At 66.1% G+C, this 12,590-nt stretch carries 12 protein-coding genes and 1 pseudogene; 8 read left to right on the plus strand and 5 right to left on the minus strand.

Annotated elements, in window-relative coordinates; translation table 11 throughout:
- Window position 1 precedes the first annotated feature (1 nt).
- From ADADO0_RS14290 to ADADO0_RS14305, 4 genes are read left to right on the plus strand one after another with little or no spacing between them, the layout of a single operon-like run.
- The gene (locus ADADO0_RS14290; protein WP_511305819.1) at window positions 2-1,078 is read left to right on the plus strand and encodes an ABC transporter permease; all 1,077 of its coding nucleotides are present in this window, start codon (window positions 2-4) and stop codon (window positions 1,076-1,078) included.
- Entirely contained in the window at window positions 1,075-1,992 is a 918-nt protein-coding gene (gene nikC / locus ADADO0_RS14295; protein WP_511305820.1) for a nickel transporter permease, read from the plus strand. Before ADADO0_RS14290 ends, nikC begins: the two co-directional genes overlap by 4 nt.
- A complete protein-coding gene (locus tag ADADO0_RS14300) occupies window positions 1,989-2,819 on the plus strand; it encodes an ABC transporter ATP-binding protein (protein WP_511305821.1) in 831 nt (276 codons plus the stop codon). Before nikC ends, ADADO0_RS14300 begins: the two co-directional genes overlap by 4 nt.
- Window positions 2,816-3,562: an ABC transporter ATP-binding protein gene (locus tag ADADO0_RS14305; protein ID WP_511305823.1), complete on the plus strand. Its 747-nt coding sequence runs from the start codon at window positions 2,816-2,818 to the stop codon at window positions 3,560-3,562. Before ADADO0_RS14300 ends, ADADO0_RS14305 begins: the two co-directional genes overlap by 4 nt.
- A gap of 385 nt (window positions 3,563-3,947) precedes the next feature.
- Here the strand turns inward: ADADO0_RS14305 and ADADO0_RS14310 are convergent, their stop codons facing one another.
- On the minus strand, window positions 3,948-5,444 hold the full coding sequence (locus ADADO0_RS14310; protein WP_511305824.1) for a catalase: 1,497 nt from the start codon (window positions 5,442-5,444) through the stop codon (window positions 3,948-3,950).
- A gap of 65 nt (window positions 5,445-5,509) precedes the next feature.
- Entirely contained in the window at window positions 5,510-5,767 is a 258-nt protein-coding gene (locus ADADO0_RS14315; RefSeq protein WP_511305825.1) for a hypothetical protein, read from the minus strand.
- Window positions 5,768-5,867: 100 nt separating this feature from the next.
- Between ADADO0_RS14315 and ADADO0_RS14320 the strand changes: the two genes are divergently transcribed.
- Window positions 5,868-6,656, plus strand: a complete 789-nt coding sequence (locus ADADO0_RS14320; RefSeq protein WP_511305826.1) for an AraC family transcriptional regulator — start codon at window positions 5,868-5,870, stop codon at window positions 6,654-6,656.
- A 9-nt stretch (window positions 6,657-6,665) separates the two neighbouring features.
- On the opposite strand, the pseudogene ADADO0_RS14325 reads toward ADADO0_RS14320, so the two are convergent.
- Window positions 6,666-7,335, minus strand: a pseudogene (locus ADADO0_RS14325) (HTD2 family dehydratase).
- Between the two features lie 8 nt (window positions 7,336-7,343).
- Window positions 7,344-8,510: an acyl-CoA dehydrogenase family protein gene (locus ADADO0_RS14330; RefSeq protein ID WP_511305827.1), complete on the minus strand. Its 1,167-nt coding sequence runs from the start codon at window positions 8,508-8,510 to the stop codon at window positions 7,344-7,346.
- A gap of 145 nt (window positions 8,511-8,655) precedes the next feature.
- Between ADADO0_RS14330 and ADADO0_RS14335 the strand changes: the two genes are divergently transcribed.
- Entirely contained in the window at window positions 8,656-9,492 is an 837-nt protein-coding gene (locus ADADO0_RS14335; protein ID WP_511305828.1) for an HpcH/HpaI aldolase/citrate lyase family protein, read from the plus strand.
- Window positions 9,493-9,537: 45 nt separating this feature from the next.
- The gene (locus ADADO0_RS14340) at window positions 9,538-10,176 is read left to right on the plus strand and encodes a hypothetical protein (RefSeq protein WP_511305829.1); all 639 of its coding nucleotides are present in this window, start codon (window positions 9,538-9,540) and stop codon (window positions 10,174-10,176) included.
- A 41-nt stretch (window positions 10,177-10,217) separates the two neighbouring features.
- Here the strand turns inward: ADADO0_RS14340 and ADADO0_RS14345 are convergent, their stop codons facing one another.
- Complete coding sequence (locus ADADO0_RS14345; RefSeq protein WP_511305830.1) at window positions 10,218-11,435, minus strand: S1C family serine protease; 1,218 nt, start codon at window positions 11,433-11,435, stop codon at window positions 10,218-10,220.
- 236 nt (window positions 11,436-11,671) lie between these two features.
- Between ADADO0_RS14345 and ADADO0_RS14350 the strand changes: the two genes are divergently transcribed.
- Entirely contained in the window at window positions 11,672-12,532 is an 861-nt protein-coding gene (locus tag ADADO0_RS14350; protein ID WP_511305831.1) for a DUF2189 domain-containing protein, read from the plus strand.
- Window positions 12,533-12,590: the final 58 nt, after the last annotated feature.

A 12,590-nucleotide genomic window follows, 5' to 3' on the forward strand; every position in this document is an offset into this window, starting at 1 on the left:
CATGCCGGCCGGTTTCATAAGAACATTGTCGAGAAAAGGCAGGGCTGGGCGCGCAAGCGCCCGGTTCCTCACCGCCGCCTCCGGCATCGGGAAATTCGCCCTGGTGGTCGCCACCACCTTCATCGGGCTGCTCGCAGTCACATTCTTCATCGGCCGGGTCATTCCGGTGGACCCCGTGCTGTTCGTGGCGGGCGACAATGCCTCTTCCGCCACCATCGAGCGGGTGCGCGAGGAGATGGGGCTCAACAAGCCCGTCACCACCCAGTTCGTCATCTATGTCCGCAACGCGCTGGCGGGGGATTTCGGCGAATCCATCCTCACCAATCGCCCGGTGCTGGACGACATCAAGCGGGTGTTTCCCGCCACCATCGAGCTTGCCACCCTCGGCACGCTGATCGGCGCGCTGCTGGGCATTCCGCTGGGCGTCATGGGGGCGGTGTACAAAGGCCGAATGGTGGACCAGATGGTGCGCGTGGTCGCGCTGGTCGGTCACTCTGTTCCGATCTTCTGGCTCGGATTGCTCGGCCTTCTGGTGTTCTACGCGAAGCTCGGCTGGGTGGCCGGGCCGGGGCGCATCGACGTCGCCTATGAATATACGTTCCAGCCCCTGACCGGCTTCTATGTGTTCGACGCCATCGTGCAGGGGGACTGGGGCGCGCTCTCCAGCATCATGGGGCACATCACCCTGCCGGCGGCGCTGCTGGGCTATTATTCCATGGCCTATATCTGCCGCATGACCCGCAGCTTCATGCTGACGGAGCTTCAGCAGGAATACATCGTCGCCGCACGGGCCAAGGGCCTGTCGGAAACCCGCATCATCTGGGGGCATGCCCTCCGCAGTGCCGCCGTGCCGCTGGTGACGGTGATCGCGCTGTCCTACGCGGTGCTCTTGGAGGGGGCGGTGCTGACGGAGACGGTGTTCTCCTGGCCCGGCCTTGGCCTCTACATCACCAATTCCCTTCAGACCGCCGACATGAACGCGGTGCTTGGCGGCACGCTGGTCGTCGGCTCGGTTTTTGTCGGGATCAACCTGTTGTCCGATCTGCTCTACAGGTCGCTGGACCCGAGGACACGATGAGCGACGTGATCGAGACCGCGCGCGATTGGGCTCCCGCTGAGCGGGCGCAATCCAAGTTCCGGGCGCGCCTGGAACGGGCGCATGAAACCTGGCGATGCTTCAGCGCCAACCGCCTCGCGGTGGCGGGGCTTATCATCATCATCCTGTTCGCCTTCATGGCGGTGTTCGCCAATGTGCTGGCGCCTTATTCGCCCTTCACCGGCGACCTGCGGACCACGCGCCTGCTGGCGCCCAGCGCGGCCCACTGGCTGGGCACCGACGATCAGGGACGGGACATCCTCTCCCGCCTGATCTACGGCTCGCGCCTGACGCTGACGGTGGTGGTGCTGGTCGCCATCATCGCCGCACCGCTGGGGCTGCTGGTGGGCACGGTGGCGGGCTATGCCGGCGGCTGGGTGGACGGGGTGCTGATGCGCATCACCGACATCTTTCTGGCCTTCCCCAAGCTGGTGCTGGCCTTGGCGCTGGTGGCGGCGCTCGGGCCCGGCATCGAGAACGCGATCATTGCCATCGCCGTCACCTCCTGGCCGCCCTATGCGCGCATCGCCCGGGCCGAGACACTGACGGTGCGCAATTCCGATTACATCGCCGCCGTGCAGCTCATGGGTGCCTCGCCCTGGCGCATCGTGTTCCGGCACATCATGCCCATGTGCATCTCGTCGGTGATCGTGCGGGTGACGCTGGATATGGCCGGCATCATCCTCACCGCCGCCGGGCTCGGGTTTCTCGGCCTGGGGGCGCAGCCGCCGCTGCCGGAATGGGGCGCCATGATCGCCTCGGGCCGGCGCTTCATTCTCGACCAATGGTGGGTCGCGGCCATGCCGGGATTTGCCATCCTCATCGTCAGCCTGGGCTTCAATCTCGTGGGCGACGGCCTGCGTGATGCGCTCGATCCGAAGGGGAATACCCAATGAGCCCGCTGCTCAATGTGGAAGACCTGAAGGTCCGCTTCGCCACGCGCGCAGGCATGACCGAGGCGGTGCGGGGCATTTCCTTCACGCTCGGGCGCGAGCGCCTGGGGATCGTCGGGGAATCCGGCTCCGGCAAGTCCCAGACCGGGCGTGCCATCATGGGCCTGACGCCGGACCATGCCGAAATCACCGCCACCCGGCTGGAGTTCGACGGCATCGACCTGTTGCACTGTCCGCCGGCCCAGCGCCGCAAGCTGCGCGGCAGCCGGCTGGCGATGATTCTTCAGGACCCGAAATACTCGCTGAACCCGGTGATGACGGTGGGCCGGCAGGTGGTGGAGACCTTGCGCGCCCACACCAAGGTTTCCGGGCGGGCGGCGCGGGAACAGGCGCTCGACATGCTGGCCGCCGTGCAAATCCGCGACCCCAGCCGGGTGTTCGATCTCTACCCGCACGAAGTTTCCGGCGGCATGGGCCAGCGCATCATGATCGCCATGATGCTGATCGTCGGCCCGGAACTGCTGATCGCCGACGAGCCGACCTCGGCGCTGGATGTGACGGTGCAGCTCGAGGTGCTCGCCATTCTCGACAAGCTGGTGGCGACGCGCGGCATGGGGTTGATCTTCATCTCCCACGACCTGCGGCTGGTCTCGTCCTTCTGCGACCGCGTGCTGGTGATGTATGCCGGGCGCATCGTCGAGGAATTGTCGGCGGGGCGGCTTGAGGATGCGACCCATCCCTATACGCGCGGTCTGATCGACTGCATGCCCAAGATCGGCGGGCCAAAGCCGCTGCCGGTGCTGGACCGCAAGGCGGGGTGGGCGGCATGAAGCCGATCATCGAAATCCGCGATCTCACTGTCATGTTCGGCGATTTCGCCGCGCTCGATCAGGTCAATGTCTCGGTGCTGCCGGGCGAAGCCTTCGGCCTCGTCGGGGAATCAGGCTCGGGCAAATCCACCCTGCTGCGCGCCATCGCCGGCCTCGCGGCGGTGAGCGACGGCAACATCCTGTTCAAGAATCGCTATCTCGACGCCAAGCGCGACAAGGCGTTCCGGCGCGACGTGCAGATGGTGTTCCAGGACCCGTACGGCTCGCTGCACCCACGCCAGACGGTGGACCGCGCGCTGACCGAGCCCTTGGCGATTCACGGCATCGACAATCGCGATGCCCGCATTCATCGGGTGCTGGAAGAGGTGGGGCTCGGGGCGCGATTTCGCTACCGCTATCCCCACCAATTGTCCGGCGGCCAGCGCCAGCGCGTCGCCATCGCCCGCGCGCTGATCTTGGAACCCTCCATTCTGCTGCTGGACGAGCCGACGTCGGCACTCGACGCCTCGGTGCAGGCGGAGGTGCTGAACCTGCTCGACCAGATCCGCCGCGACCGGGGCCTGACCTATCTGATGGTCAGCCACGACCTCGCGGTGGTGACGCATATGTGCGACCGCCTCATGGTGATGCATGGCGGCAAGGTGGTGGAGAGCCTGACCAGCGACCAGCTCGCCGCGCGCGACGTCACCGCCGCCTATACCGCGAAGCTCCTCGTCGCGAGCGACGGCTTCCGCCGCGCCTGAGTGCGCGCGGCCAACGTATCCCTCCCTCGCAAGGGGAGTGTCAGGGGGGTATGGCTCCGCCAGATCCACCACCGCCTCCAGCGGAGACGTACCCCCCACCTCGTCCTCTTTTGTGAACGCGCCGTCTTCTGAGGCGCCCCTCTCTTCCTCCCCCCATCCAGGTCTCCCTCCCCCCTGGAGGGGGAGGGTTGGGGTGGGGGGTATGTCGCCGCCAGGACTACCCCCGCCAGACCAAGTGGGGAGATACCCCCCACCCCGCCCTCCCCCTCAAGGGGGGAGGGAGCACTCCGGCGGGAGAGGAAGCACCCCGAAGACCACCCCAAAACAAAAAAAAGGCCCGCATGACCGAAGTCAGGCGGGCCAAGTGCAGGGGAGGGTTGGCGGCCTATTCGGCCGCGACGCTGATGCTCTCCTCGACCGGGAAACCGAGGCCGCGGGCGACCTGGTGCGCGAGGTCGAGGTCCATCTTGTAGAGATGGTCGAGCATGATTTCCTGAAGGTCGCGGCGGGCATGGCCGAGGAAGCGGATGTAATTGCCCACCGTGTCGTCTTTCGCCCACTGTTCCATGGCGCGGTAATAGTCACCGGCCTGGGCATGATCGTCCCGGCGGGTGATCGGCTTGTTCTGGACCCGGCCCTGGACCATCGGCTCATAGGGCTTGGCCGTGCGGGGCGCCTCGCGCAGGGCGTTGCCGACGCTCGGTTCGTAATTGATGCCCTGGTCGACGCCCGCCTCCATGGAATCCACATGGTAGGCCATCGGCCCGGCGCCCTGGTTGGTGGCGACCGGCACATGCGGCCGGTTGATGGGCAGTTGCAGGTAGTTCGGGCCGATGCGGTAACGCTGCGTGTCGGAGTACGCGAAGGTCCGGCCGATCAGCAGGCGGTCGTTGGAGAAGTCGATGCCGTCCACCACCACGCCGGGGCTGAAGGCGGACTGCTCAACTTCCGCGAAATAGTTCGCGGGGTTCCGATTCAGCACCATGCGGCCGACCGGGAGGCGGGGGAACTGGTCTTCCGGCCACACCTTGGTGGCATCCAGCGGGTCGAACGACAGTTCCGGGTGCTCGTCGTCGGACATCATCTGCACGCCCAGTTCCCATTCCGGGAACTCGCCGCGCGCGATCGCCTCATAGAGGTCCTCGGTGGCGTGGTAGAGATTGGTGGACTGGGTGGCGCAGGCTTCGTCATGGGTCAGCCCATGCACGCCCTGCTTGGAGGTCCAGGCAAACCGCACCAGCACCGCCTCGCCCTCGGCGTTCACCAGCTTGAAGGTGTTGACGCCGAAGCCTTCCATGAAGCGATAGCCCTTGGGCACGCCGCGCGGGCTGAAGGTCATGGTCAGCACCAGAAGGCATTCCGGGCTCTGGCCGAAGAAGTCGAACCGCCGATTCGCGTCGAAGCGGTTGGTTACCGGGTCGGGCCGCGAGGCGTGGATCATGTCCGGGAACTTGGTCGGGTCGCGGATGAAGAACACCGGGTGGTTGTTGCCCACCAGATCCCAATTGCCGTCCTCGGTATAGAACTTCACGGCGAAGCCGCGCGGGTCGCGGGTGGTCTCGGGGGAGTGGCCGCCGCCCACCACGGTGGAGAAGCGCGCAAACACCGGGGTGAGCGCGCCCTTGTTCTGGAACAGCTTGGCGCGGGTGAAGGTGCTCGCCGGCTCGTCGCCGATGGTGCCATAGGCCTCGAAGAAGCCGTGGGCACCGGCGCCGCGTGCATGCACCACGCGTTCGGGCACCTTCTCGCGGTTGAAGTGGGCGATCTTCTCCAGGAAATTGTAGTTCTCGAGCGTAAGTGGCCCGCTATCGCCGACCGAGCGCGTATTCTGGTTGTCGAATATGCGATGTCCCTGCCTGTTGGTCAGGATCTTGGAGTCCATCAGCTTCCCACCTTCATTGCCAATGCTTCGATAAGTGCGGCGGCCGAGACCCCGCGCGTCCTGTGCTATGCGTCCAGCCTGCCCTTCGGCATGCGTGGACCGACGGCCTGGCTGAGCATGCGGGGCAGGCCCCGATGCCTTGGCCGTCCTTCACGCGACAGGGCCCGCTGCATCGCTGCCGCCCGCTCCGCCGCCATCACGAGGTCGATGTCCGTCAGGCGGTCGAATGCGGCGATGAAGCCCCGCCAGAGAGGAACGATGCGTTCCCGCAGCAGGGTCGGAAACGACCCCGATTTCGCGATAATTTCTGCCTCAGAGCCCATCGGATATTGCTCCAGTGCTTATATGTTATAAACATAACATTGGCATTCTTGGTGGAGAATGACAGTTTCCGTCGATTAAGTGACAAGTGGGGTTTCGCCGATGGCAAAGACCGGCGCGAGCCCGATCGTCGATGAACTTCAGCTCGCTTCGCCGACCGTCGTGGCGCTCTCGCGCGACTATGCCCACGGCCATGTCATCGCCACCCAGCAGCATCTGCGCGGGCAGTTGCTCTATGCGGTGGAGGGCATCATGCGGGTGCGCACGCCGGGGGGCATGTGGATCATCCCGCCGCGTCGCGCGCTGTGGATTCCCTCCTGGGTGCAGCACGAAGTGACGATGATGAGCCGGGTCAGCATGCGGACCATCTACATCCAGCGGGAGGTGGGGGAGGCGTTCGGCCCCGCGTGCCGGCTGATGGAGGTGAGCGGCCTGCTGCGCGAGCTGATTTTGGCGCTGATCGAGGAGCCGGTGGAATACGCCACCGACGGGCGCGGCGGCGATCTCGCGCGGCTCATCCTGTCGGAAATCACCCGGGCGCCGAACATTCCCATCGAGATTCCCTGGCCGCGCGACCGCAGGCTCACCACCATCTGCGAGGCGATCGTCGAGAGCCCCGGCCTGCAACGCAGCCTGGAGGATTGGGCAGAGGTCGCGGGGGCCTCCGCGCGCACCCTGATTCGCCTGTTTCCGCGCGAGACCGGGCTGCACTTCCGCCACTGGATCCAGCAGGTGCATCTCGCGGAGGCGCTATGCAGTCTGGCGCGGGATGAAAGCATCGGCGAGATCGCCCGCCGCCTCGGCTATGCCAGCCCCAGCGCCTTCACCAGCATGTTCCGTCGCGTCCTCGGCGTGCCGCCGCACGCCTATCGCCGCAGGAAAGACGCCTGAGCGTCGCGTCTAGCTGGCCTGTGCCAGCATGCAGGCGCGGCCCTCGTGATCGGCGGTCCACAACTCGAAACCATCCCCATCGGCGACGGCGTTGAGGGTCATGGGCGGGCCGTCGAAGATCGGGCACACCGAGCGGAACGCGAAGCGTGCAGGGCTGCGCCCCATCAGGCGCCCGGCGAATTCGCACAAGAGTGTCGCCTGCAACGGCCCATGCACCACGAGGCCGGGATAGCCCTCCTCTTCGATGCAATAGCTGCGGTCGTAATGGATGCGGTGGCCGTTGAAGGTGAGGGCGGAATAGCGAAACAGCAGCACCGGCGATGTCGCGACGCGCTCGGTAAACGCGGCGATGCGCGGCGCTTCCCCCTTGCCGGCACCGCCCGGTGCGGCATCCGCGCCGCGATAGACGATGTCCTGCCGCTCCTTCACGGCCGAGCCGTGCGCGGTGGAATAATCATGCTCCACGGTGACGAAGCAAAGCGTGCCGGTGCGCCCCTCCTTCACCACCACATCGGCGATGCGCGAGGTGCGGCGCACCGTGTCGCCGACGCGGATAGGATGGCTGAATTCCAGCAACCCGCCGGATCTCCCGCACCATGCGCGGGGTGACGAGATCGTCAGCGGTCTCGGTCTTGCCGATCCAGGAGCGCAGGTGGTCGATGTCGAGAGGCTGGGACATGCATTGCCTCAGTAGGAGCGGGGCAGGCCGAGCACATGCTCGGCGAGATGGCTGAGGATGAGGTTGGTGGAGATCGGCGCCACCTGATAGAGGCGCGTCTCGCGGAACTTGCGCTCCACGTCATATTCCTCTGCAAAGCCGAACCCGCCATGGGTCTGCACGCAGGCTTCGCCCGCCGCCCAGGAGGCTTCCGCCGCCAGCATCTTCGCCATATTGGCTTCCGCGCCGCAATCCTTGCCGGCCTCGAACAGGTCTGCCGCGTGATGCACCATCAATTCCGCCGCGCGCATCTGCGCATAGGCCTTGGCGATGGGGAACTGGACGCCCTGATTCTGGCCGATGGGGCGGCCGAACACCACCCGCTCGCGGGCATAGGCTGTGGCCTTCTCGATGAACCATTTCGCATCGCCGATGCATTCCGCGCCGATCAGGATGCGCTCGGCATTCATGCCGGAAAGCACATAGCGGAAGCCCTTGCCCTCCTCGCCGATGAGGTTTTCCGCCGGCACCCGCACATTGTCGAAGAACACTTCTGTAGTGGCGTGGTTCATCATGGTGCGGATGGGGCGGATGGTTAGGCCGCCGGCCGCGCGCGCCTCCCGCATGTCCAGCAGGAAGATGGAGAGGCCATCGGTGCGCTTGGCCACCTGCTCGCGCGGCGTGGTGCGGGCGAGCAGCAGCATGAGGTCGGAATGCTCGGCGCGGCTGGTCCAGATTTTCTGGCCGTTCACCACATAGGTCTCGCCCTCCCGCCGCGCGGTGGTCTTGAGTGCGGTGGTGTCGGTGCCGGAGGTTGGCTCGGTGACGCCGAATGCCTGGAGCCGCAGCTCGCCCGAGGCGATCTTGGGGAGATAGGCGGCCTTCTGCGTCTCGCTGCCATGCCGCAGCAGGGCGCCCATGATGTACATCTGCGCATGGCAGGCCCCGCCATTGCAGCCGGACCGCTGGATTTCCTCCAGGATCGCGGCGGCGCCGGAAAGCGGCAGGCCGGCGCCGCCATAGGCCTCCGGCACCAGCGCGGCCAGAAAGCCGGATTTGGTGAGGGCATCGACGAAGGCGGAGGGGTAGGCGGCTTCGCGGTCTAAAGCGCGCCAGTATTCGCCGGGAAATTCCGCGCACAGCTTGCGAACCGCCTCGCGGATTTCTGAAAAGGATTGCGCGTCCTCGCCAAGCATTCGCTGCTCCCGTCGTTTCGTTGCCCGCCTGGCCGCGCGGGACCCCATGCCTATCAGGCGTGGGGCGCTTCAAGGAACCGCGAAATGCGCTATGTCCTTGTCCTGTTGCCGCCTGATCCTCGATCGCCCTCTCTACGGTGAGTCCATGTCCCGCGATCTCTCTCGCGATCCCACAAAAGACCTGCGCACCGGGCGGATGATCGCCCTGTTCGTGCCGGGCAACCGGCCGGAGCGATTTGCCAAGGCGGTCGCATCGGGAGCGGATGCGGTCATCGTCGATCTGGAAGACGCCATCGGCCGCGACGAGAAGGCCGCGACACGCGCCGCCGTTGCCGCCGGGCTCACGGGGGCGGGGCGGTTCCTGCTGCGCATCAATGCCATCGGCACCCCCTGGCATGAGGAGGACGTGGCCCTGGCGCGGACCCTGCCGCTGGCGGGCGTTATTCTTCCCAAGTGCGAAAGCGCAGCCGACCTTGAGCGGCTGGCCGTCGCGCTGGACGGGCTTCCGCTCATTGCCCTGGTGGAGAGCGTGCGGGGCATGGTGGAGGCGCGGGCGATTGCCTGTGCCCGTGGGGTGGCGCGGCTCGCGTTCGGCTCCATCGATTATGCGGTGGATCTGGGATGCGCCCACACCCGCCTTGCGCTCGCCGCCGCCCGCGCGGAGATGGTGCTGGCGGCGCGGATCGCCGGGCAGGACGGCCCGATCGACGGCGTGACGTTCGATGTCGAGAATGCAGAATTGGCGCGCGATGATGCCGCTCATGCGGCGGAACTCGGCTTCGCCGGCAAGCTGTGTGTCCACCCCCGCCAGGTGGCGGCGGTGCGCATCGGCTTCGCGCCGGCGCCGGACGAACTCGCCTGGGCACGCCGGGTCGTGGAAAGCTTCGCGGACGGCGGATCAGCCGTGAAGGTGGACGGTGCTCTGGTCGATACGCCGGTGCGCCTGCGTGCCGAGCGCATTCTCTCCCGCGCCGCCGATTGAGAGCGGGTTATGTACGAAAACACCGAGCGGAAATCAGGAAACCTCATGGCAGCTATTGCTCGTCTCGCCTGCGCGACGCTGGTGGTCGCGGCCGGGTTATCAACCAGCCCGGCGCTGGCTGGCGCGCTGCTGGCCGATCTCGCGGACCGCAGCATCGCCTGCGCGGCCGGGGCGCCTTATTATATTTCGCCGGGCGCGAAGACCCTCTCCACGCTGATATTCCCCGACACCACGGACGCGCAGCCGCGGGACGTGAGCGTGCAATTGGTTGCCCCGGCGCTGGATGTTGCGCAGGCGGATAGGGTGAAGGTGGTTCTGCCCGGTGTGGAGGGGGTGGCGAAGTCTCAACGTCTCATCTTCAAGCGCACCCTGGAGCCGCCGGAAAAGGGCGCAGCCAGCCGCAAGCCGCGCATCGTCATCTCGCTTCATGTTGATGCTGACGATGTGGGGGATGAATGCGTGGTCGAACGTGGGCGCAAGGCTTTCGTGGCGGACCGCTTCAACGTCATCCGCGAGATGGTCTGCGGCAACGATCCCGCACCTACCTGCGAGCGCCTGCTTGAGAAAACGTGCGGAGCCGAACTGACCGTCGCTTGCGCGGTCGCGCTGCGCCCCGAGTTGGACGCCGTGACCAAAACCTATTTCGACCGGCTGAACGCCAAGGCCGGCAAGGGCAAGACTTAGCGAAAGGCAAGACTTGGCGAAGAGCAAGACTTACCGGCGGCTCATTTGACCGAGCATTTCACCTGCACGGTATAGGCACGCCCGTCTCGGGCAACCGCCACCGGGGTCTGCGGGTCGGCAGAGATGACATCGACGGGATCGACGTTGTTCGCGCGCAGGAAGTTGGCGGCGAGGTCGGTCTTGATGCCGAAATTCACATTCTGCGGGAATGAGCCGTCCTTGATGGCCGCGACTTCGTTCAGCTTCGCCTGGGTGACGCCCACCAGAAGGCCGGCGGAATCGACGATCGGCCCACCGGAATTGCCTTCCTGGATCGGTGCGGTGAACTGAAGGGTGCGGGTGTCGTTGCCCGGCCCGGCGAGGGAGGAAACGGTACCGCTGGTGAAGTTCAGGCCGTTGTCGAGCTGGCCGGCGAGGGGAAAGCCCATGACATAGGCGGTCTCGCCCAATTGCAGCGGCTTGCGCCGGAAGCGCACGGGTGTCGTGGAGACCGGGCCGGCGAGCTTCAGGAGCGCCAGATCGTTGGTGGTGTCGGTGGCGGCGATGCGGGCCTTGCCATAGCCGGCGATCACGGCGTCCTCGCAGCCTTCCACCACATGGGCATTGGTCAGCACCGCGCCATCCGCCGAAACGAAGAAGCCGCTGCCGGTTGATGTGACCTGCGAGGCGGGCGCGTTCTTGCCGGAGGAGTCGCGGTTTGCGGACGAGTCCTTGCGGGACTTGGATTTGGGCGGTTCCGAGGCGCTCGCCTGCGCCTGGACGTTGTATTTCTTCGCGCAGTCGAGCAGCGCCGCGAGCATGGCGGAGGTGCCGTCCAGCTTGAAGCCGACGACCTTGCCGGCCACCGAGACCCGCAGCATGCGCCCGCCGCGAAACTCGTCGAACAGGTCCACGTCATCCTCCAGCGGAACGTAAAGGAAACGCGTCTCGATCGCCTTCGCCGTCACCTTGCGGACTTCGCCGCCATCGATCTGGAACGCGACGGTGACGTTCTGGCCTTTCTTGAACGAGGTCGGCGTATCGAACAGCGAGAGGCTCCAGGAATAATCGTCGCCGATCAGGAAGCCGAGGCCCATGCCGCTGCGATACTCGGCGGTGGCGGCGCAACTGCTGAACGCGCCGGTGTCATCGTCGGTAAAGACGCTGGCGTTCCAGCCGCGCACGTCGAACGTCGCGATGGTTTTTGCGAGCGCCGGCGCGCCGGCCAGCGCCATGGCGCAGCCGAGAGCGCAAATCGCATATCGCGTCCAACCCATCATCCCCGCGCCCCCCGATTGCCATAGCGGCAACTGCCCCAAGGCTAGCTTAGGACGCGGGGCGGAAGAAGCCTCTTTTGGCGCTGCCGCATGGCGCGCAAAAGGAAACTCACGCTTCCGCGCCATTCGGCTTATACTTGAGGCAGCGGAGAGTTGCGGCGGGCCTTGGGTCGTCGGTTGCAGTTGACGCACAGGTCTTGGGCCGCGGTTTCCGGACAAAAACGTTCGGGAGGACAGCCATGACCATTCAGAACCCCGTCGAGTGGACCTTCGTGCAATTCAGCCACGGCTTTCGGGCGGTGGGTGCCGCCGGGCGCAACTTCGCCCGCCCGCACAGCGCGTTCGATGCCCCGCGCCCGATGGTGCGCACCATCGACCTGCGCGATCTCCGGGATGCGCTGAGGTGCGGGTTCGACGATTTCCGCACCGCCCGCACCGACGTGATCTTCATCGGCATCATCTATCCGCTGGCGGGCCTGGTGCTGGGCCGGCTGATGTTCGGATACGACATGCTGCCGCTGCTGTTTCCCCTGGTCTCCGGCTTCGCCCTCATCGGACCGTTGGCCGCGACCGGGCTCTATGAGATGAGCCGGCGCCTCAGCCGTGGGGAAGAGGTAAACTGGGTCGACGCGTTCCGCGCCTTCAAGTCGCCGGCCATCGGCGAGATCGTGAAGTTCGGGCTGGTGCTCGCCGCCATCTATGTCCTGTGGATGTTGGCGGCCGCGGTCATCTATGGCGCAACCATGGGATGGCAGACCCCCGCCTCGATCCAGGATTTCGCCCGCGCCGTGCTCACCACGCCGGGGGGATGGGCGCTGATGGTGCTGGGCATCGGTGTGGGCTTCGTGTTCGCCCTGGTGGTGCTGGCGATCGGCGTGGTCTCGGTGCCGCTGATGCTGGATCGTAACGTGGATGCCTGGACCGCCATGGCCACGTCCATCGAGGTGATGGCGCGAAATCCCCTGCCGGTCCTGGCGTGGGGTGCCATCGTCGCCAGCCTGCTGGTGGCCGGCGCGGTGCCGCTTCTGCTGGGCCTGATCGTGGTGATGCCGGTGCTCGGCCACGCCACATGGCATCTTTATCGCCGCGCGGTGCTCTGAAATCGTTGCGGAGCCGGATTCCGCCTCGCGCCTTAGGGTTCGCTTAAAGGCTGCCGTG

The sequence above is a fragment of the Aquabacter sp. genome, from assembly GCF_965279295.1.
Lineage (GTDB): Bacteria > Pseudomonadota > Alphaproteobacteria > Rhizobiales > Xanthobacteraceae > Aquabacter.